Source organism: Burkholderia sp. BCC1640 (assembly GCF_902833125.1).
GTDB lineage: Bacteria > Pseudomonadota > Gammaproteobacteria > Burkholderiales > Burkholderiaceae > Burkholderia > Burkholderia diffusa.
Genome location: NZ_CADFEF010000019.1, coordinates 64,665 through 85,158, shown reverse-complemented (window position 1 = coordinate 85,158; position 20,494 = coordinate 64,665). Strand labels below are relative to the sequence as shown.

15 protein-coding genes and 1 pseudogene are annotated in these 20,494 nt (G+C 67.1%); 10 read left to right on the top strand and 6 right to left on the bottom strand.

Annotation, left to right across the window (positions count from 1 at the left end):
• The first annotated feature begins 179 nt into the window (after positions 1-179).
• The 5 genes from HWX25_RS21020 to HWX25_RS21000 all read left to right on the top strand — a co-directional run bounded on the left by HWX25_RS21020 (position 180) and on the right by HWX25_RS21000 (position 6,243).
• Positions 180-794 (top strand): nitroreductase family protein, encoded by a 615-nt coding sequence (locus HWX25_RS21020; protein WP_175910312.1) that lies wholly within the window; start codon positions 180-182, stop codon positions 792-794.
• 100 nt (positions 795-894) lie between these two features.
• Positions 895-1,908: an alpha/beta hydrolase gene (locus HWX25_RS21015; RefSeq protein WP_244138786.1), complete on the top strand. Its 1,014-nt coding sequence runs from the start codon at positions 895-897 to the stop codon at positions 1,906-1,908.
• A gap of 102 nt (positions 1,909-2,010) precedes the next feature.
• Positions 2,011-2,952: a LysR family transcriptional regulator gene (locus tag HWX25_RS21010; RefSeq protein ID WP_175910219.1), complete on the top strand. Its 942-nt coding sequence runs from the start codon at positions 2,011-2,013 to the stop codon at positions 2,950-2,952.
• Between the two features lie 152 nt (positions 2,953-3,104).
• Complete coding sequence (locus HWX25_RS21005; RefSeq protein WP_175910217.1) at positions 3,105-4,766, top strand: GMC oxidoreductase; 1,662 nt, start codon at positions 3,105-3,107, stop codon at positions 4,764-4,766.
• Between the two features lie 19 nt (positions 4,767-4,785).
• The gene (locus HWX25_RS21000) at positions 4,786-6,243 is read left to right on the top strand and encodes an aldehyde dehydrogenase family protein (protein ID WP_208456482.1); all 1,458 of its coding nucleotides are present in this window, start codon (positions 4,786-4,788) and stop codon (positions 6,241-6,243) included.
• A gap of 197 nt (positions 6,244-6,440) precedes the next feature.
• On the opposite strand, the gene HWX25_RS20995 is transcribed toward HWX25_RS21000, so the two are convergent.
• Positions 6,441-7,541, bottom strand: a complete 1,101-nt coding sequence (locus tag HWX25_RS20995; RefSeq protein WP_175910215.1) for an AraC family transcriptional regulator — start codon at positions 7,539-7,541, stop codon at positions 6,441-6,443.
• A gap of 320 nt (positions 7,542-7,861) precedes the next feature.
• Between HWX25_RS20995 and HWX25_RS20990 the strand changes: the two genes are divergently transcribed.
• Positions 7,862-9,496, top strand: coding sequence for an AMP-binding protein (locus HWX25_RS20990; protein ID WP_175910213.1), 1,635 nt, complete (start codon positions 7,862-7,864; stop codon positions 9,494-9,496).
• Complete coding sequence (locus tag HWX25_RS20985; protein WP_175910211.1) at positions 9,496-10,656, top strand: AraC family transcriptional regulator; 1,161 nt, start codon at positions 9,496-9,498, stop codon at positions 10,654-10,656. The genes HWX25_RS20990 and HWX25_RS20985 overlap by 1 nt, the downstream gene beginning before the upstream one ends.
• Positions 10,657-10,813: 157 nt before the next feature.
• Here HWX25_RS20985 and HWX25_RS20980 read toward each other — a convergent pair.
• The 5 genes and pseudogenes from HWX25_RS20980 to HWX25_RS20960 all read right to left on the bottom strand — a co-directional run.
• A pseudogene (locus HWX25_RS20980) lies at positions 10,814-11,074 on the bottom strand (helix-turn-helix transcriptional regulator); the annotation flags it as partial.
• A gap of 145 nt (positions 11,075-11,219) precedes the next feature.
• Complete coding sequence (locus HWX25_RS20975) at positions 11,220-12,281, bottom strand: NAD-dependent epimerase/dehydratase family protein (protein ID WP_175910209.1); 1,062 nt, start codon at positions 12,279-12,281, stop codon at positions 11,220-11,222.
• A gap of 270 nt (positions 12,282-12,551) precedes the next feature.
• Positions 12,552-13,967: a Re/Si-specific NAD(P)(+) transhydrogenase subunit beta gene (gene pntB / locus HWX25_RS20970; RefSeq protein WP_175910207.1), complete on the bottom strand. Its 1,416-nt coding sequence runs from the start codon at positions 13,965-13,967 to the stop codon at positions 12,552-12,554.
• A 13-nt stretch (positions 13,968-13,980) separates the two neighbouring features.
• Entirely contained in the window at positions 13,981-15,582 is a 1,602-nt protein-coding gene (locus HWX25_RS20965) for a Re/Si-specific NAD(P)(+) transhydrogenase subunit alpha (RefSeq protein ID WP_175910205.1), read from the bottom strand.
• A gap of 359 nt (positions 15,583-15,941) precedes the next feature.
• On the bottom strand, positions 15,942-16,532 hold the full coding sequence (locus HWX25_RS20960) for a dimethylsulfonioproprionate lyase family protein (protein WP_175910203.1): 591 nt from the start codon (positions 16,530-16,532) through the stop codon (positions 15,942-15,944).
• Positions 16,533-16,586: 54 nt separating this feature from the next.
• Here HWX25_RS20960 and HWX25_RS20955 point away from each other — a divergent pair, with 54 nt between their 5' ends.
• Genes HWX25_RS20955 through HWX25_RS20945 form a run of 3 tightly spaced genes read left to right on the top strand, consistent with a single transcriptional unit; the run spans position 16,587 to position 20,473 of the window.
• On the top strand, positions 16,587-16,985 hold the full coding sequence (locus HWX25_RS20955; protein WP_175910201.1) for a hypothetical protein: 399 nt from the start codon (positions 16,587-16,589) through the stop codon (positions 16,983-16,985).
• Positions 16,975-18,765 carry an acyl-CoA dehydrogenase gene (locus tag HWX25_RS20950; protein WP_175910199.1) on the top strand — a complete coding sequence of 597 codons (1,791 nt, stop codon included), beginning with the start codon at positions 16,975-16,977 and terminating at the stop codon, positions 18,763-18,765. Before HWX25_RS20955 ends, HWX25_RS20950 begins: the two co-directional genes overlap by 11 nt.
• A gap of 34 nt (positions 18,766-18,799) precedes the next feature.
• Positions 18,800-20,473, top strand: coding sequence for an electron transfer flavoprotein-ubiquinone oxidoreductase (locus tag HWX25_RS20945; RefSeq protein ID WP_175910197.1), 1,674 nt, complete (start codon positions 18,800-18,802; stop codon positions 20,471-20,473).
• Positions 20,474-20,494: the final 21 nt, after the last annotated feature.

The following is a 20,494-nucleotide window of genomic DNA, read 5'->3' as shown; positions in this document are numbered from 1 at the left end:
CGCAGATGGTCATGTTCCTCAAGAACGTGTCGATGGCCGGCGGCTTCCTGCTGCTGGCGAGCGTCGGCGCCGGCCGTTTCAGCCTGGACGCAAGGCGGGCGCGATCGGGCGATCGTGTCGTCGTCCGCGATGACGTCCATCCCGTTGTCATCCCCCCGAAAGAAGAAAGGAGTGTGCAAGTGTCAAACATGTCTGAAGTGATCAAGTCGCGCATCTCGGCGAACCGGTATGACACCAGCCGCAAGTTGTCGGACGAACAGATCGGCAATCTGATCGAGCTCGCCACGCGTGCGCCGTCCGCATTCAATCTGCAGAACTGGAAGTTCGTCGCCGTGCGCAGCGACGACGCGAAGGCGCGCCTGCTGCCGCTCGCGTTCGGGCAGCAGAAGGTCGCGGACGCCGCCGTGACGTTCATCGTATGCGGTACGCTCGATCCGCACCTGACGCTCGCCGATGCGCTCCGGCCGACGCTGGATGCGGGAATCATCGACGAGGGGCTGTACAAGGGCTGGATTGGTGCCGCGCAAAACATGTATCGTGACAACTACGTGTTCCAGCGCGACGAAGCCATTCGCTCGGGGTCGCTGGCTGCGATGACGCTGATGCTGGCCGCCGAGGGTCTGGGACTCGCATCCGGTCCGATGATCGGTTTCGATCCGCAAGGCGTCGCGACCGCGTTCGGTCTCGCTCAGAGCGATGTCCCCGTGATGTTGGTCACGGTCGGCTATCCGGCATCGGGCAACTGGCCGCAGAAGCCGCGCAAGCCGGTATCGGACGTTCTGTCGTTCGCGTGACGAATGCGCCCGGGCGGCGCAAGGCGCGCCGCTCGTGCGACCGCGATCCGTCCGTAGTGAAACGAAGTGCGGGAACAGGCCTCGGGCCAGGAGAGAACGTATGTTTTCATGGAAGCTGTCGAGCCGGCCGTGTTTCGGCCTGATCCCGACGCGTCATGTCGTCGAGCCGGGCGCCCTCGCGGCTCGTCCGATCACCGAAGCGATGGCCGCGTTCGCGAAGGAGATGCGCACGTCCTATCGCGCGATGATTCCGTCGGCCGGGGTGCCTGACGCGGTGAGCGAGGTACGCTCCATCGACGTGCCGGCCGAGCACCCCGCCCGGAACGTTCCGGTACGCATCTACAAGCCGGCCGGCGCGCGCGGCGAGGAAGCGTTCCCGATCGTTCTGTTCGTGCACGGCGGCGGCTTCGTGTCCGGCGACCTCGACACGCACGACGTGCTCGTGCGTGCGATCGCCGGTCGCGCGCAGGCGATCGTCATGTCCGTCGACTATCGGCTGGCCCCCGAATTCCCGTTCCCCGCGGGGCTCGAGGACGTCTACGCGGTGCTGCAATGGGCCGCCGGCCACGCCGCGGCGTTCGGCGGCGATCCGGCGAGAATCGTCGTTTGCGGCGACAGTGCCGGCGCGACCCTGTCGGCGGCCACCGCGATGCTCGCTCGCGATCGCAACGGCCCCGCGCTCATCGCGCAATGGCTGATGTATCCGTCGGTGAGCATGAGGACGGACACGCCGTCGTGGGCCGAACTGGGCGCCACGTACTTCCCTACCCGGGAAGTGATGCGCAACGTGCTCGCCAGCTACGTGCCGCCTGGAACGAGCCCGTATGCGCCGCTGCTGTCGCTGCTCGAGGGCAATCATGCGAACCTGCCGCCCGCGCTGATTCAGGTCGGCCAGCTCGATCCGCTGCGCGACGAAAACGTCGCTTACGCAAACCGCCTGAACGAAGCCGGCACGAGCGCGTCCGTCGCCGTCTACGAAGGGCAGGCGCACGGCTTCGTCCAGTTCTTCAAGGACAAGGCGAACCATGCGCTGGGCGAGCGTGCGCTGGACGAAGGCATTCGGTTTCTTCGGGAGCGCACCGCAGCCGGCGCGACCGGGGTGCGTGGCACATGATCCGCCTGTCGGCGCAATGACCGGCCCGGCCCGGCACGACGCGCGAGCGATCGCGCGGGGCCGGGCCGGTCGATCGCCGATCCGGCGCGCCTGCTCTGGAACATGAACAAATTCTCCGACATGAGCACCTTCGTGGCCGTGGTCGAAGCGGGCAGCTTTTCCGAGGCCGCCCGGCGCCTCGGCACGACCAAGTCCATCGTCAGCCAGCGTGTCCAGCAGCTCGAGAAGCGGCTCGGCTGCGCATTGCTGAAACGTGGGCGCCAGCTTCAGCTGACCGAGCCCGGCCACGGCTTCTTCGAGCAGTCCAGGCAACTTATCAAGGATCTCGAACGAATCGAGGAGGAAGTCCAGGAAGCCGGTGCGAGCCTGCACGGAACGTTGAGGATGGCAGTGCCGGCCGCATTCGTCACGCACCGGCTTGCGCCGCTGCTCGCAAGGTTCGCGGCGAAATACCCGGCGCTCTGCGTCGACATCGAGGCGGAGGACCGGCTGTCCAATCTGCAGGACGGTCATTTCGACGTCGCGATACGCATCGGCAAGCTGGCCGATTCGAACCTCGTCGCGCGCACGCTCACCGCGAATCACCATCTGATCTGCGCCAGCCCCGCCTATCTCGCGCGGCGCGGCGTGCCGGCACACCCCGGCGACCTGCTGGAGCACGATGGACTGATCTATCTGAACCGCGAGCCCAACGGCATGTGGAGCCTGCCGCTCGACGGCGCGCGCCAGTCGTTCAGGATCCGCATCCGGATGCGGACCGATTCGGGACATCAATTGCTGGCGGGCGCGCTGGCCGGCCTCGGCCTCGCGATCCTCCCGACCTTCCTCGCCGCGGATGCGCTCGTCGCCGGCGAACTCGTCCCGGTGCTGTCCGACTACACGCCGCCGGGCGGGCAGATTTCCGCGCTCTACAGAAAGACGATCCGCACGCCTCCGAAGGTCCAGGCGCTGATCCAGTTCCTGACCGACGAAATCGGACAGCCGGCGAGCTGGGATGCCGCGCTGATCGAGCACGGCATCCTGCCGCGCACCACGCGCACGTAGCGACGACTCGCGCGCGCTTGCGGCGCGGATCACGATCGCCGCCGGGCCTGTCGTTCGGAAAAAACGAACGCCGGGTTCGCCTGCCGCCGGCTATGCGGGCGCCGCCGCCGTTCGTAATCTGGTCGCGACTTTCCTCCACGTGACCTGCGATCATGAACGACGATACCCCGCAATACCCAGCACGCCGCACGATGCTCGCGCAGACCCTCGCTCACTCGGCGGCGCTCGCCGTCGGCTCGCTGCTGGGCGGCGAAGCGATCGCGGCGCCCGCCGCCGACACGCAGTCCGACGCGTCGCCACAACGGCGTGCCGGAAACGGCAAGCGCACGATCGACGTATTGATCGTCGGCGGCGGCTCGGCGGGCGCCGTGATGGCCGCGCGCCTGAGCGAAAGGGCGAGCCGCAACGTGCTGCTGCTCGAGGCCGGCCACAACTACGCCGCATGGGACTACCCGCACGTGATCGCGAGCAGCGACATCGTCGGCGGCGACCCCGGTCACGAGTGGGGCTACCGCACGCAAGCCGGCTACATCGATCATCCGATCCGGGCGCTGCGCGGCAAGGTGCTGGGCGGCAGCTCCGCGATCAACGGCGCGGTGGCGATCCGCGCGCGCGAGCAGGACCTGAAGAACTGGAATCTGCCCGGCTGGTCGTATGCGGACATGCTGCCGTCGTTCCGGCGGCTCGAAAGCCGCGATAGCGGCAGCGCGGCACTGCATGGTCACGCCGGCCCGCTGTCCGTGCGTCAACTGACCCGCGAGGACATCACGCCGATGCAGCGCGCGTTCGTCGACGCGACGGTCGCGAACGGGTACCGTGTCATCGACGATTTCGACGGCCCGGACGCGGACGGTGTCGGCCCGTATGCGATGAATATTGTCAACGGCGTGCGCGTCAACACGGGCATCGCGTATCTGACCAACGACGTGCGTGCGCGCAAGAACCTGCAGATTCGCGGCGGCGCGCTGGTCGACCGTGTGCTTTTCGACCGCGACCGGGCAATCGGCGTCAAGCTCGCGAACGGCGAGGAAATCCACGCGAACGAAGTGATCCTGAGCGCGGGCAGCTATGGCAGCGCCGCGATTCTGCTGCGATCCGGCGTCGGGCCGGGGGCGGATCTGCGCGCGCTGTCGATCCCCGAGATCGCGAACCTGCCGGTCGGGCAGCGCCTGAAGGATCACCCGTTCTACTACAACGCCTATGCGGCGCGCCCCGACCGGATCGGCGACCCATCGCCGGTGATCGGCGCATTTCTGTGGACGCACAGCGCGTCCGCGCAAAACGGCGACCTCGACCTGCACGTCACGGCGACCCACCTGTTTCCGCACGACCAGAGTCCGACCAAGGTCGGGTTCGTGCTCGCGGTTGCGTTGACGCGACCGTTGTCGGTCGGCAGCCTGAAGCTCGCGAGCCGCAAGCCCGACGACGCGCCCGTCATCGACCTGAATTTTCTCGCCGAACAGCAGGATCGCACGCGCCTGCTCGACGGCATCCGGCTCGCGCGACGCATCGGCCGCACCGCGCCGCTGTCGGACCTCGTTCATTCCGAGCTGAATCCCGGCCCCGGCGCGGCGACGGACGAGCAGATCCTTGCGTCCGTCAAATCGACCGTCGACACCTACCACCACCCGACGTCGACCGCGCCGATGGGCGCAGCCGGCGATCCGCACGCAGTCGTCGACCTCGATGGCCGCGTGCACGGCGTACGCAACCTGCGCGTCGTCGACGCGTCGATTTTCCCGGATGCGATTTCCGTCGCCACCAACATCACCACGATCGCGGCCGCCGAGCACATCGCGCATCGATACGCCTGAACCCGAACCGGAGCACCAGATGACCATCACTTCTCATGCATTGCATTGGATCGACGGCGAATGGGTCGATTCGCCCGCGCATCGCGATTCGTTCGATCCGGCAACCGGCACCGTGATTGGCCGCTACGCCGACGGCGGCGAAGCCGAAGCGCACGCGGCCGTCGCCGCTGCGTCGCGCGCGTTCGATCGCACGTGCTGGAAACACGATGCGGCGCTGCGCGCGAAAGTGCTCGAGGAACTCGCGCTTGCGTTCGAACGGCACACCGATGCGCTGATCGACCAGCTGTCGCTCGAAAACGGCAAGATCAAGCCCGAAGCGCGCTTCGAAGTCGAGATGGTACCGTCGAAGCTGCGCTACTACGCGGCGCTCGCGCGCGCCGAGCGTGCGCACGGCGGCACGCCGCGCCCGGACGTCGTGTCGCTCGTGTTGCGCGAGCCCATGGGCGTGGCCGGCATCATCGTGCCGTGGAATTCGCCGGTCGTGCTGATGGTGCGCTCGCTCGCGCCCGCGCTCGCGGCCGGCGCGACCGCCGTCGTCAAGATGCCGGGGCAGACCGCGCAAACCAACGCGCTCGTCGCCAGCGTGATGTCCGAAGCGCCGTCGCTGCCGCGCGGGATCGTCAACGTGTTCAGCGAATCCGGTGCGGACGGCGCGAAATACCTGGTCGCGTCTCCGGACGTGCCCGTCATCAGCTTCACGGGTTCGACGGCGACCGGCCGTGCGATCTCGGCCGCCGGTGCGTCGCGCCTGAAGCGCTTCGGCCTCGAACTCGGCGGCAAGACACCGCACGTCGTGTTTGACGATGTCGATCTGGACGCCGCGCTGCCCGTCTTTGAAAAATCGCTGACCGTGTTCGCCGGGCAGTTCTGCATGACGGGTTCGCGCCTGCTCGTGCAGCGCAACGTCGCGGACGCGGTGCGCACGCGTCTGATCGCGCGTCTGGAGACGGTGCGCGTGGGGCCGGCGGCGGACCCGCGCAGCGACATGGGGCCGCTTATCGACCAAGCGAATGTCGCGCGCGTCGACCGTACCGTCGAGCAGGCGATCGCGGCGGGCGCGAAAGTGCTGCTGCGGGGCGGCCCCGCGACCGACGGCGAACTCGCGCGAGGCGCGTTCTATCGCCCGACGCTGCTCGAAGTCGACGACCCGAAGCTCGACATCGTGCAGCAGGAGACGTTCGGTCCGGTCATGACGGTGCAGGTATTCGATACGGAAGACGAAGCGATTGCGCTGGCCAACGACAGCGAATACGGCCTTGCCGCCGCGGTGTGGACGCGCGACGGACAGCGTTCGATGCGCGTTGCGCGCGCGCTGCAGGCCGGCACGGTCTGGATCAACGACTGGGCGAAGGTCTACGACGAATTCGAGGAAGGCGGCTACCGCCAGTCCGGTCTCGGACGTCTCAACGGTGCCGCGGCCATCGACGACTTCATCGAATACAAGCACATCACGCTCAGCACGGGGGTGTCGCGATGAACGGCAGATCGTTCTCGAGGAACACCTGACGACGGAGCCAACAACGCGCAGTGGAACGCATCCGACGAAGCCGCGCGAAACGGACAGACCTATATGAAGGACGCCGATGCCCCGCATCATCGATGCGGACGCGGCACACGCCTATGCACGGCGAGGTCGCGCTGGAGCGGCGCTACGCGCTCGCTTGTGCGTAGCGTCTACCCGCCGCGCTTGCGCCGCACGTCGCTCGGCGTCGTGCCGGTCCAGCGCTTGAACGCGTGGCGGAATCCCACCGCGTCGCTGAAGCCGAGCGTCAGCGCGATGTCTTCGGTGCTGAGCGTGGTGGTGCTCAGGTAGTCGATCGCGAGCGCCTTGCGCACGCTCGTGAGCAACTCGCTGTACGACGTGCCTTCGGCGTCGAGCTTGCGGCGCAGCGTGCGCGACGTCATGCACAGGATGTCGGCGATCGCGTCGATGTCCGGGAATTGTCCGGGCGTGCGCGTGAGTTCCTGGTAAACGCGCCGCGTGACGCCGGCCTGGCTGCGCAATTCGTCGAGCAGGCGCGCGCAGTGCGACGACACCTGCGCGGCGGTGATCGGGTTCGCGAGCTGCGGCGCGCGCGTGAGCCACGCGGCCGGGTAGCTCAACACATGGTGCGGCTGGTCGAACGCGATCGGACACTCGAGCGCATCGGACAGCAGCGCCGCATGCGGCGGTCGTGGCTGCGCGAACTGCGCGCGGGCCGGCACGCACCACGCGCCCATCACGTCCTTGATGATCGTCACGTGCAGCGCGAATTGCATGTCGATCAGGAAGCGGTAGAGGGGCAGGTCCGGCTCGGGCAGCGCGGCTTCGTGCGGATCCGGGAACAGCCACGACGCGGTGTCGCCCTGTTCGACCCAGCGGATCGCGAGCATCCCGTTCGCGAGCTGGTGATATTTGACTGCCGAATCGAACGCATGCGCGAGCGATTCCGAACACAGCATCGCGTAGCCGTACATTCCGTAGCTCGACGCATGCAGCCGGCGGCCGACGCGCACGCCGAGATCGGTGCCGTCATAGCGGCCGATCGCGTTGCGCGCGGCGGTCAGGAACTGCAGTTGCGACGTGAGCGTAAACGGGTCGGCGACGGCGTCCGGCGACAGGCCGGTGCCGTCGAGCACGGCGGCCGGGTCGAGGCCGAGTTCCTGGGCGACGCCGACGAGCACGGCCAGCTTGGCGGGCGAGAAGCGCTTCTCGCGCAACGCGTGAGCGAGCGGGGCGTCCGGCAGCGGGGCGGCGCCGGCGGCCGTTGGGGTCAAGAGCGCACTGCGCGGCATGACTGGTTCTGCGTCCGATTCGATATCGTTCCGGGTTCGCGATTTTGCGCCGGAATGCGCGGGCACGCCATAGGGTTCACCCTGATTCGCACGGGCTTGCACGGCCCGACAACGGCAAACCGACGCGCGAGCGCAAGCCGCGGCTGGCGGCGCGCCGCGCGCCCGCGTGTCCGTTTCGATCATCTTTTCGACCGCCCGGATCATTTTCAAAGCACCGTTGGCGGGCGATATTCGCCGCTCAGGCGACGGCCCATGCGCATCCGGTGCGCGGGCCGCCGTGCGAACGGCGCTGCCTGGCGCCGTCCCCCGAGGAGCAGGACATGACGAAGAGACACTGGATCGGGTCGTACGCATCGATCCCCGCCGAGATCGATGCCGATCGCCATCCTTCCGTAACCGCGCTGCTGGACGAAGCGATGCGCCGCTTTGCCGATCGCCCCGCGTTCCGTGCATTCGGCAGCACGCTGACCTACGCCGACGTCGACCGCCTGTCGGCCGCGCTCGCCGCATACCTGCAGCAGGTCGTGGGCGTGCGCAAGGGCGACCGCGTGGCCGTGATGCTGCCCAACGTGCTCGCGTTTCCGGTTGTGTTCGTCGCGGTCGCGCGGATCGGCGCGATCCAGGTCAACGTGAACCCGTTCTACACCGCGCACGAGCTCGAGCATCAGCTCAACGACGCGGGTGTCGAAGTGGCGGTGGTGTGCGGCGGATCGATGGGCACGTTCGCCGACGTGGTCGGCAAGACGCGCATGCGAACCGTGCTGAGCGTCGGGCGCGGCGATCTTGGCGCCGTCGATGCGCCGGCCGGCGCGTGCGACGCGCTGCCGCCCGGCTCGATTCCGCTCGCGGACGCGATCGCCGCCGGCGAATCGCTCGCCTTCGAGCCGGTCGCGCTCGGCGGCGCCGATCTGCTGCTGCTGCAGTACACGGGAGGCACGACCGGGCTGTCGAAGGGTGCCGCGCTGTCGCACCGCAACCTCGTCGCGAACATCGAGCAGTTCGCGGCGATCGTGCCCGCCGCGCGTGAGCCGGGCGAGGAGGTCGTCGTCACGGCGATCCCGCTGTATCACATCTTCGCGCTGACGGTGAACTTCCTGTCCTACTTCGCGATCGGCGCGGAGAACTGGCTCGTCGCGAACCCGCGCGACATGGACGGCTTCATCGACGTGCTGAAGGCCGCGCGACCGTCCGTGTTCGTCGGCGTCAACACGCTGTATGCGGGACTCGCGGGCCATCCGCGGCTGAAGGAAGTGGACTGGTCGCGGCTGAAGCTGTCGGCAGGCGGCGGCGCGGCGGTGATCGAGGTGATCTCCGCGCGCTGGAAGGCGGTGACGGGCAACTTCATCCGCGAAGGGTACGGGCTGTCGGAAACGTCGCCGGTTGTCACGTTCAACCCGCAGTCGATCGATGCGTTCACCGGCACGACGGGCCTGCCGCTGCCGTCGACCGACGTGAAGCTGCTGGACGACCAGGATCGCGAGGTCGGGATCGGCGAAGCGGGCGAGATCTGCGTGCAAGGCCCGCAGGTGATGGGTGGCTACTGGCGCAAGCCGGACGCGAATGCAGCTGCGTTCACCGCGGACGGCTACTTCCGCACCGGCGACATCGGCGTGTTCGACGCGGCCGGCTTCCTGAAGATCGTCGACCGCAAGAAGGACATGATCATCGTGTCCGGCTTCAACGTGTACCCGAACGAGGTGGAAGCCGCCGCCACGTCGCTGGCGGGCGTGGCCGAATGCGCGTGCATCGGCGTGCCGGACGAGCGCACGGGCGAGGCGGTCAAGCTGTTCGTGGTGCTTGCGCCGGATGCGGCCGTCACCGAAGCGGAGATCGTCGCGCACTGCCGCGCGAACCTCGTGGCCTACAAGGTGCCGAAGCTGATCCGCCTGGTCGATCGGCTGCCGAAGTCGACGGTCGGCAAGATCCTGCGCCGGGAACTCAGCCGCGCCGACTGATGGCGCCGAAGCGCCGCGCGCCCGACGGCGCGCGGGCCGGCACGCCGAAAGCCCCGAAAGCCCGGTCCGGGCCGCTCAAGTACAATGCGAGCGGTTCGACCGACGGGGACGCGATGACCGGCTCAGATTCACCTTCCGCCCAGCCCGGGCGTGCGCTGCCGTCGCCGAGCGCGACGGTGCCGATCTCGCTCGTCAACGGGTTCCTGGCGAGTGCGGGCGCGCAGCGCGACGTGGTCGAGCGCTACCTGCGCGGGGCCGGCATTCCGCTCGAGTTGCTCGGCGAGCCGCATGCGCGCGTGACGGAAGAGCAGTTCTCGACGCTGTACCGCACGCTCGCGATCGACCTCGACGACGAGATGCCCGGCATCTTCTCGCGCCCGCTGCGCGGCGGCACGCTGAAGTACCTGTGCCTGAGCCTGCTCGATGCGCGCAACCTCGAAACGGCGCTGCATCGTTTCGGCCAGTTCTTCCATATCCTGCTCGACGACTTCTTCGTCGAATCGAAGCGCGACGGTCTGGTCGCGCAGGTGCTGCTGCGGCCGAACCCGGTCGTCGGCCCGATCGGCGCGCTCGGCCAGGAATTGATGCTCAAGCTCGTGCACGGTGTGTGTTCCTGGCTGATCGGGCAGAAGATCCCGTTGCTGAAGATCGAGTTCGCGTGCCCGCGTCCGCGCCATGCGGTCGAGCATCTGTACTTCTTCACCGGCTCCGTGCAGTTCGACTGCGAACGCACGTTGATGCGCTTCAGCGCCGACTACCTCGACGCGCCGATCCGGCAAAGCAAGCGCAACCTGCGCAAGTTCCTCGCGCGCGCGCCCGGCGACTGGATCTTCGAATCGTTCAGCGAACAGCTCGTATGCCATCGCGTGCGGCAATACCTGTCGGCGGCGCTGCCCGACCTGCCGGTGATCGACCAGGCGGCGGAGCATCTGCATTGTTCGGTGCGCACGCTGAGCCGCCACCTGGCCTCGGAAGGCACGACGTTCCAGGCCCTCAAGGATGAACTGCGGCGCGACATCGCGATCCAGCGGCTCACCGATACGCTCGACACGATCGCGGCGATCGGCGCCGATATCGGCTTCGACGATCCGAGCGCGTTCCATCGCGCGTTCCGCCACTGGACGGGCAGCACGCCGGGGACTTACCGGCGGCGCGCGTAGCGCGCCGCGCGGTGCATTCGAACCCGTTCCCATAATCGGCATCCTTCGTGCGCTCCAATGGACGGCTCCCGTCGTCACGCGGCCCTGCGCTTCCTATCGGGCGCACGTCGTCGTCGTGTCGACACGACCCTCGATGCACGGCCCGCGAACGCGCGGCATCGGGCGTCATGCCGGTCCACTCGTTGAACGCGCGGAAGAACGAATTCGGATCCTGATAGCCGAGCAGGAACGCGATCTGGTTGTAGGGCAGGTCGGAGTGATCGAGGTAATGCCGTGCGAGCCGCTCGCGCACTTCCGCGAGGATCGCCTTGAAGCGGGTGCCTTCGTCGCCAAGTCGCCGCTGCAGCGTGCGCGTGCTGATCGCGAGCGTGCGCGCGACATCGTCGACCGTGCCGACGCCGCCGGGAACCAGCCCCACATGCGGAGATACTCGGCGGTCGTCAGCTCGCGCTTCGCACGCGTGAAGAAATCGGCGGGCAACCGTGCGCGTCGCAGCAACGCGTCGAAGCGCACGCCGAGGTCGACCAGCGCGACCTGCAAGCCCGGTGAAATCACGAAGCGGTTCATCGCTTCAGTTGTCCGGTATCGATCAGCTGCTGAAAGAAGTCGTTCATCGACTCGGCGAGCGGACGGTAGCGTATCCCGAGTTCGTTGCGGCTGCGACTATTGTCGGCGCGCCACGGCAGCCCGACGTTGCGCGCGACGACGCGGCGCGTCACGCTCTTGTTCGCCAGCGGACCGACCAGCCAGACAAGCCACTTCGGCAGGGTGCGCCGCGGAATCGGATAGTCGGCACCGTACCGTTCGAGCAGCGTCGCAGCCATCGCCGGCAGGCTTGTGTTGTGACCCGACACGATGTAGCGGCCGTTCGCGTCGGGCAGGAATGCGGCCCGCACGTGCGCGTCGGCGACCTCCCGGACATCGACCGCGCCCATGCCGAGGTCGGGCACGCCCATTTTCATCGTGCCGTTGCCCATCTGCCGTACGATCTCGAAGCTTTCCGAGGTCGCGTACGGATTGATGCCCGGCCCGATGACGAGCGACGGATTGATGGTCACGAGATCCCAGCGCTGCTGCGCGCGGGCGATCTGCCACGCCTCGCGTTCGGCCACCGTCTTCGAATACGAGTACGGCTGGTGCGCGAGCGACGAACTGGTATTCCAGATCGCCTCGGTGAACACGCCGTTCGGCGTCGCGTCGAGATCGGCGTTGTCGCCGTAGATCGCGGCGCAGCTGCTGGTCAGCACGACGCGCCGGACCGACGGCGTGCGGTTCACCGTCTCGAGCACGTTGCGCGTGCCGAGCAGCGCCGGATCGACCAGTTCTTTCTGAGGATCACGAACGGTGACGGTGAACGGTGACGCGGTATGGAACACGATCCCGCACCCGGCCATGGCTTCCGCATACGATCCCGGTTCAAGCAGGTCGGCGCGGAAATAGCGGATCGTGCCGGGCTTGCCGGCCGCGATCCGCTGCAGATGCTCGAGCTTGCCCGGGTCGTCGGGATTGCGGACGGCCGCATGCACCGTCAGGCCGGCTTCGAGCAACCGTTGCACGAGCCAGCCCGCGACGTAGCCGGTCGCACCGGTCACCATCACCGGCAGGTCGGTATCGATATTGATCATCATGGGTTCCGTTACGGAAGATGGTGAACATGATGCCGCTTTTTCGTCGCCGGGTAACTCGCAATGCGCGCCGATCGCCATGCAATGTGCGCCAGGCATGCGTCGTCGGGCGAGGGTGGTACGGCGGACTACGGAAGGGGGAGAAGGTGCCAAGGGAGGCGGGAGGGATGTCGGGCAGGGACGATGCGTTCGGTCCCGACATCCTCAGGGCAGGTCAAGGCCACGCAGCGCCGGAGCGGCGTGCTGCCCGCTCCGCGCGCGTGGCCGTACTCAGGCTTTCAGTGCACCGAAGATTTCATTGAGCATCGACTTCGCATCGCCGAACAACATGCGGTTGTTGTCCTTGTAGAACAGCGGATTGTCGACGCCCGCATAGCCCGAAGCCATGCTGCGCTTCATCACGATCGACGTCTTCGCCTTCCACACTTCCAGCACCGGCATGCCGGCGATCGGGCTCGACGGGTCGTCCTGCGCCGCCGGGTTCACGATGTCGTTCGCGCCGATCACCATCGACACGTCGGCCTCGGGGAAGTCGCCGTTGATCTCGTCCATTTCCAGCACGATGTCGTACGGCACCTTCGCTTCGGCCAGCAGCACGTTCATGTGCCCCGGCATGCGGCCCGCGACCGGGTGGATCGCGAAACGCACGTCGACGCCCTTTTCGCGCAGCAGCTTCGTCAGTTCGAACACCGTGTGCTGGGCCTGTGCGACGGCCATCCCATAGCCGGGTACGATGATCACGCGCTTCGCCTCGCGCAGCAGCTCGGCCGTCTCCGCCGCGCTCACCGCGACCGCCTCGCCGGCCGGCTGTGCCGCGCCGCCGCCGGCTGCCGCCGGTGCGCCCGCGCCGCTGCCGAAGCCGCCTGCGATCACGCTGATGAAGTTGCGGTTCATCGCGCGGCACATGATGTACGACAGGATCGCACCGGACGAGCCCACCAGCGCGCCGATCACGATCAGCAGGTCGTTGCCGAGCATGAAGCCGGTGGCCGCCGCGGCCCACCCCGAATAGCTGTTGAGCATCGACACCACGACCGGCATGTCCGCGCCGCCGATCGCCATCACCATGTGCACGCCGAACAGCAGCGAGATCACCGTCATCACGGCGAGCGGCAGCATGCCGTCCTGGATCGTTTCCGCGTGCAGGAACGCGCGGCCGTAGTAGATCACGATCAGCAGCGCGGCGAGGTTCATCCAGTGCCGTGCCGGCAGCAGCAGCGGCTTGCCGCCGATCTTGCCCGACAGCTTTCCGAACGCGATGATCGAGCCCGCGAAGGTCACCGCACCGATCAGGATGCCGACATAAATCTCGACCTCGTGGATCGCTTTCTCGGCACCGGTGAACTGCAGCGACGTGTCGATGTAGCTCGCGAAACCGACCAGGCAGGCCGCGAAGCCGACCAGGCTGTGCATCAGCGCGACCAGTTCCGGCATCTGCGTCATCTGCACTTTCTTCGCGGCGTACAGGCCGATCGCGCCGCCGACGACCAGCGCGGCGATCACGTACGGAATGCCCGCGGCCGACACGCGCGGGCCGGCGACGGTGGCCAGCACGGCGATCAGCATGCCGATCATGCCGAGCAGGTTGCCGCGGCGCGCGGTTTCAGGGTTGGCGAGGCCGCCGAGGCTGAGGATGAACAGGATCGCGGCGCCGATATAGGAGACGGTAGTCAGGTTTGCAGTCATTGTTGTCGTCCCCTTATTTGCGGAACATCGCCAGCATGCGCCGCGTGACCGCGAAGCCGCCGAACATGTTGACGGCCGTGAGCGTGAGCGCGCCCACTGCCAGGCCCAGGATCAGCCCGGACGGACGGTCGCCGGCGTTGGCCAGCTCGCCCAGCGGCGGCGCGACCTGCACGAGCGCGCCGATCGCGATGATCGACGAGATCGCGTTGGTCACGCTCATCAGCGGCGTGTGCAGCGACGGCGTGACGTTCCAGATCACCATGTAGCCGACGAAGCACGCGAGCACGAACACAGTGAAGTGCGTCAGGAAGCTGGACGGCGCGAACTGGCCGACCAGCAGGAACCCCAGCGCGCCGATCGCGAACACGATCGCGAGCGCCTTGGCCGACATCGGCTCGCCGCTGTGGCCGTGGCCTTTCGACTTCGCCGGCGCGGCCGCCGCGGGTGCGGCTGCCGGGGGCTTGGGCGCGACGGCCGCCTGCTTGATCGGCGGCGGCGGCCAGGTGACGTTGCCTTCCTTGATCACGGTGAGGCCGCGGATCGCATCGTCGTCGAAGTCGACGTTGATCGTGCCGTCCTTGGCCTTGCACAGCTCCTCGATCACGCGCAGCAGGTTCGTTGCATACAGCGTGGACGACTGCCGCGACAGGCGCGATGCGAGATCGGTATAGCCGACGATCGTCACGCCATGGCGCACGACCGCCTCGCCGGGCACCGTGAGCTCGCAGTTGCCGCCTTGCTCGGCGGCCATGTCGACGATCACGCTGCCGGGCTTCATCGACTGCACCATCTCGGCGGTGATGAGCTTCGGCGCCGGCTTGCCGGGGATCAGCGCGGTGGTGATGATGATGTCGGCGTCCTTCGCCTGCTGCGCGTACATCGCGCGCTGCGCCTGCTGGAAGCCTTCGCTCATCACCTTCGCGTAGCCGCCGCCGCCCGAGCCTTCCTCTTCGTAGTCGACCTTGACGAACTCGCCGCCCAGCGACTTGACCTGGTCGGCCACCTCGGCGCGCGTGTCGTTCGCGCGCACGATCGCGCCGAGACTCGCGGCCGTGCCGATCGCGGCCAGACCGGCGACACCGGCGCCGGCGATGAATACCTTGGCCGGCGGGATCTTGCCGGCTGCCGTGACCTGGCCGTTCAGGAAGCGGCCGAACGCATGCGCGGCCTCGATCACCGCGCGATAGCCACTGATGCCGGCCATCGACGTGAGCGCGTCCATCTTCTGCGCGCGCGACAGCGTGCGCGGCAGCGAATCGATCGCCAGCACCGTGGCGCGCTTCGCGGCCAGTTGCTGCATCAGCTCGGGGTTCTGCGCGGGCCACACGAAGCCGATCAGCGTGCCGCCCTCGCGCATCAGCGCGACTTCGTCGGCGCTCGGCGGGCGGACCTTGAACACGATGTCGCTGCCGGACCAGAGCTCGGCGGCGCTGGCGGCGATGCTCGCACCTGCCGCGCGGTACGCGTCGTCGTCAAAGTTCGCGCCGGCCCCGGCGCCGCTTTGGACGGCCACCGTAAAACCCAGCTTGATCAGTTTCTCGACCACTTCGGGGACGGTCGCAACGCGCCGTTCCTGAGTGGCTGTCTCCAGAGGAATCCCAATCTGTAATGTCATAGTGTTGAAAGATGGGTGATAGATCGGTGGTGGCCATCGCGAAGCGCGCGGGCCGGTGCGTCAAGGTACCAGAATCATGTGCGTGTTTAGTGGCGCGTGCGAGGGTCTGCGTCAAGAATAGAACGACCGTTCGCTGAATGTCGATAGAGTATGCCGCATAACGACGGGGCTATCGAGGGCACAAATGCGTCGAACGCGTCTTCCGATGTTCTGTTGCGTTTTATCCACGCGCGGGCGATATCGCATGGACTTCCCATAACCGGCTTCCTGCGCGGGTTCCCATGGCCGGCTCCCCATTGGCGATTCCGACCGACCGGTAGGGCAGTGGCTCGCTACGTGTCGCAGGCGCATCCGTCAGATCAATTCAGCAGACACCATATCGCGAGGAACGGCGCGTTGCCGGACCGCATTGCATGCAGTGCGCCAGGCGCATTGTGGATGCCGCCGCCGATCCCGGGATCGAACCACGCGCCGTTTTGTTGCCGGAATTCACCGGCGGTCATGAGCACGTACGCTTCCTCCGGTGCGTGACCGTGATCCGGATATCTGACGTCGGGCATCATCAACGAGAAGCCGAGCTGGATGTCGTCGCGGCTTTCCGCGCCGCCGGGCCCGCAGATCATCCCGTTCACGTGCCCGTCGACGTAGTTCGGGCTGCCGTCCTTGCCCGACGTGCGACGCGACCATCCGATCACGGGTTCGAGCGACTTGATCAGCCGTGCGACAGTGGCGAACGTCGGGCTCACGCGCGCGACCGACTCGAGCGCCGGGTCGAGCCATTCGCATGCGGGGTATTGCACCGCGAGCCGCGTTCCGTTGTCCGACGGGGTCTGCAGCCGTGCGAACACTTGCGGCGCGAATGCGCGCGCGGCGGGTGGAAGCTTGTCCGACTCGAACAGATCGCCGGCGACCCGGACGAAATCCGCGATGTCTTTCGGGCGTTCACTCATCCTGGTCTCTGCTCCCGTGCTCGCTTGGCCTGATGAGAAAGTCTACGCAGAAACATGCCGCCCCGGACAGCGAAAAAGGACAGACGATTTGGCACCGGCCGCCATGCGCGCGCCGCGACTTCCGTCCGGCCGGAGGCACCTTCGGCGACTTTCCGTCATCAACCCACGGTCTTCGGCTTCGCCGGCCAGCCCGTCCGGCTGGCACGCCGATTGCGCGTCGCTTGTGCCGAAATCGGCATCCGAACCCGCCGCCCGGACGCCCGTTTCCGCCATCGCCTCGCACATCGCGTGGCCGGTTTTGTCACCATGTGGGCCGGATATGACAATGGAAAACCGCCGGCGCGGCATTACGATGGGCCACGACGTCGCCTGGCGCTGGCCGGTTTTGCCGCAGCCGCCCGGGCCGCGCGCCTCATTCACCGCCTGATTTGGAACATCGACCATGAGCTATAACGCCCCTGTCAAGGACATGCTGTTCGTGCTGAAGGAACTCGCGGGCATCGACACCGTCGCGCAGTTGCCCGGCTTCGAGGAAGCCGGCTACGACACCGCGCAGGCCGTGCTCGACGAATCCGCGAAATTCTGCGGTGAAGTGCTGGCGCCGCTGAACGTCGAGGGCGACCGCAACCCGAGCAGCTGGAAGGACGGTGTCGTGACGGCGACGCCCGGCTTCGGCGCCGCGTTCCGCCAGTTCGTCGAAGGCGGCTGGCAAGGCTTGCAGCATCCGGCCGAATACGACGGCCAGGGGCTGCCGAAGCTGATCGCAACGCCGTGCATCGAGATGCTGAACGCGTCGAACCTGTCGTTCGCGCTGTGCCCGCTGCTCACCGACGGCGCGATCGAGGCGCTGCTGACGGCCGGCACCGACGAACAGAAGCAGCGTTATGTACCGAAGCTGATCTCGGGCGAATGGACCGGCACGATGAACTTGACCGAACCGCAGGCCGGCTCCGACCTGGCGCTGGTGCGCTCGCGCGCCGAGCCGCAGGGCGACGGCACGTACAAGGTATTCGGCACCAAGATCTTCATCACGTGGGGCGAGCACGACATGGCGGACAACATCGTCCACCTGGTGTTGGCGCGCACGCCGAACGCGCCGGAAGGCGTCAAGGGTATTTCGCTGTTCATCGTGCCGAAGTTCCTGGTCAACGAAGACGGCTCGCTCGGCGCGCGCAACGACGTGCACTGCGTGTCGATCGAGCACAAGCTCGGGATCAAGGCGAGCCCGACGGCGGTGCTGCAGTATGGCGACCACGGCGGCGCGATCGGCTACCTGGTCGGCGAGGAGAATCGCGGTCTCGAATACATGTTCATCATGATGAACGCCGCGCGCTTTGGCGTCGGGATGCAGGGGATCGGCGTGGCCGACCGCGCATACCAGAAGGCCGCGGCATTCGCGAAGGAGCGTGTGCAGAGCCGCCCGGTCGACGGGTCGGCCAGGCAGTCGGTGACGATCATTCATCATCCGGACGTGCGCCGCATGCTCGGCACGATGCGTGCGCTGACCGAGGGCGCACGGACGCTCGCGTATGTCGCAGCGGCGCACAGCGACATTGCCCACCGCCATTCGGACGAGGCGACACGCACGCGTCATCAGGCAATCTACGAATATCTGGTGCCGGTCGTGAAGGGCTGGAGCACGGAGATGGTGAACGACGTGGCGAGCCTCGGCGTGCAGGTGCACGGCGGGATGGGCTTCATCGAGGAAACCGGCGCCGCGCAGTACTACCGCGATGCGCGGATTCTCGCGATCTACGAAGGCACGACCGCGATCCAGGCGAACGACCTGGTCGGCCGCAAGACGATGCGCGACGGCGGTGCGGTGGCGAAGGCGCTGATCGCGGAGATCGGCGACACCGTCGCGGCGCTCGGCAAGGTGGACGGTGCGGCGGCCGCGTCGATGAAGGCGCAGCTCGAGAAGGGCGCTCGCTCGCTGTCGACGGTGGTGGACTACGTGGTCGCGAACGTGAAGCAGGACCCGAACGCGGTGTTCGCGGGCAGCGTGCCGTACCTGAAGCTGGCGGGCGTGGTGCTGTGCGGATGGCAGATGGCGCGCGCGCTGCTGGCGGCGCACGCGAATCGCGCGAGCGACACGGCGTTCTTCGATGCGAAGATCGCGATCGCACAATGCTTTGCGGAACACGTCCTCGTGCAGGCAGGCGGGCTCGAAGCGTCGATCGTCGGCGCGAAGGGCAACGAGAGCGTGCTCGCGTTGACGGAAGACCAGTTCTGACCGTAACGGTCGGGGCGCAGGAGGAGACAGGATTTTGACCACACAGGACTTGCTCGCGCAATACGGCCCGCGCGAATCGATGGAATACGACGTCGTGATCGTCGGCGGCGGCCCCGCCGGGCTGTCGGCGGCGATCCGGCTCAAGCAGCTGGCCGCCGAGAAAGGCACCGAGATCGGCGTGTGCGTGCTCGAGAAGGGTTCCGAGATCGGCGCGCACATCCTGTCGGGCGCGGTGATGGACCCGCGCGCGATCACCGAACTGTTCCCCGACTGGAAGGAACAGGGCGCGCCCTTGAACGTCGAGGTGACGGAAGACCGCTTCCTGTTCCTGTCCGAGAAGAGCGCCGTCACGACGCCCAACTGGGCGCTGCCCGACAACTTCAAGAACCACGGCAACTACGTGATCTCGCTGGGCAACGTCACCCGCTGGCTCGGCGCGCAGGCGGAAGCCTTGGGCGTCGAGATCTTCCCCGGCTTCCCCGCTGCCGAGATTCTCTACAACGACGACGGCTCGGTGAAGGGCGTCGCCACTGGCAACATGGGCGTGGGCAAGGACGGCGAGCCGACCGAGAACTTCCAGCTCGGCATGGAGCTGCACGCGAAGTACACGCTGTTCGCCGAAGGCTGCCGCGGCCACCTCGGCCGTCAACTGATCTCGAAGTTCAAGCTCGACGCGAACGCCGATCCGCAGGCGTACGGGATCGGGATCAAGGAACTGTGGGAAATCGATCCCGCGAAGCACAAGCCGGGTCTCGTGATCCACACGGCCGGCTGGCCGCTGAAGTCGGACACCTACGGCGGCTCGTTCCTGTATCACATGGACAACAATCAGGTCGTGGTCGGCTTCGTGGTGGGCCTGGGCTACACGAACCCGTACCTGTCGCCGTTCGAAGAATTCCAGCGCTACAAGACGCATCCGTCGATCCGCGCGTTTCTCGAAGGCGGCAAGCGCGTGTCGTACGGCGCGCGGGCGATCACGGCCGGCGGCCTGCTGTCGCTGCCGAAGACGGTGTTCCCGGGCGGCGCGCTGATCGGCGACGACGCGGGCTTCCTGAACGCATCGCGGATCAAGGGCAGCCACGCGGCGATCAAGACCGGCATGCTGGCGGCGGACGCCGCATTCGACGCGCTGCAGGCCGGCCGCCAGAGCGACGAGCTCAACGCGTATCCGGACGCCTTCAAGCAGTCGTGGCTGCATACGGAGTTGTACCGCGCGCGCAACTTCAAGCAGTGGATGGCCAAGGGGCTGTACCTGGGCACGCTGATGGTCGGGCTCGAGCAGAAGGTGATGGGCGGCAACGTGCCGTGGACGCTGCACCACAAGCATGCGGACCACGAGATGCTGAAGCCGGCGTCGCAATGCACGCCGATCGAGTATCCGAAGCCGGACGGCAAGCTGACGTTCGACCGGCTGTCGTCGGTGTTCATCTCGAACACGAACCACGAGGAGAACCAGCCGGCGCACCTGACGCTGAAGGATGCGAACGTGCCGGTGAACGTGAACCTGCGCACGTACGCGGGGCCGGAGGGACGCTTCTGCCCGGCGGCGGTGTACGAGTTCGTGAAGAACGACGACGGCAGCGACCGGCTGGTGATCAACGCGCAGAACTGCGTGCACTGCAAGACCTGCGACATCAAGGACCCGACGCAGAACATCGTGTGGGTCACGCCGGAAGGCGGCGGCGGGCCGAATTACCCGAACATGTAACGCAAACGCATCCCCGCGCCC

Bases quoted from the DNA above. Each gene is read 5' to 3' on its own strand.
- HWX25_RS21005 (WP_175910217.1), top strand. From the start codon at position 3,105: ATGAACGACGATACCCCGCAATACCCAGCACGCCGCACGATGCTCGCG.
- HWX25_RS20995 (WP_175910215.1), bottom strand. From the start codon at position 7,541: ATGCCGCGCAGTGCGCTCTTGACCCCAACGGCCGCCGGCGCCGCCCCG.
- HWX25_RS20985 (WP_175910211.1), top strand. From the start codon at position 9,496: ATGGCGCCGAAGCGCCGCGCGCCCGACGGCGCGCGGGCCGGCACGCCG.
- HWX25_RS20990 (WP_175910213.1), top strand. From the start codon at position 7,862: ATGACGAAGAGACACTGGATCGGGTCGTACGCATCGATCCCCGCCGAG.
- HWX25_RS20955 (WP_175910201.1), top strand. From the start codon at position 16,587: ATGCCGCCCCGGACAGCGAAAAAGGACAGACGATTTGGCACCGGCCGC.
- HWX25_RS20960 (WP_175910203.1), bottom strand. From the start codon at position 16,532: ATGAGTGAACGCCCGAAAGACATCGCGGATTTCGTCCGGGTCGCCGGC.
- HWX25_RS20965 (WP_175910205.1), bottom strand. From the start codon at position 15,582: ATGACATTACAGATTGGGATTCCTCTGGAGACAGCCACTCAGGAACGG.
- HWX25_RS21010 (WP_175910219.1), top strand. From the start codon at position 2,011: ATGAACAAATTCTCCGACATGAGCACCTTCGTGGCCGTGGTCGAAGCG.
- HWX25_RS21015 (WP_244138786.1), top strand. From the start codon at position 895: ATGTTTTCATGGAAGCTGTCGAGCCGGCCGTGTTTCGGCCTGATCCCG.
- pntB (WP_175910207.1), bottom strand. From the start codon at position 13,967: ATGACTGCAAACCTGACTACCGTCTCCTATATCGGCGCCGCGATCCTG.
- HWX25_RS20950 (WP_175910199.1), top strand. From the start codon at position 16,975: ATGAGCTATAACGCCCCTGTCAAGGACATGCTGTTCGTGCTGAAGGAA.
- HWX25_RS20975 (WP_175910209.1), bottom strand. From the start codon at position 12,281: ATGATCAATATCGATACCGACCTGCCGGTGATGGTGACCGGTGCGACC.
- HWX25_RS21000 (WP_208456482.1), top strand. From the start codon at position 4,786: ATGACCATCACTTCTCATGCATTGCATTGGATCGACGGCGAATGGGTC.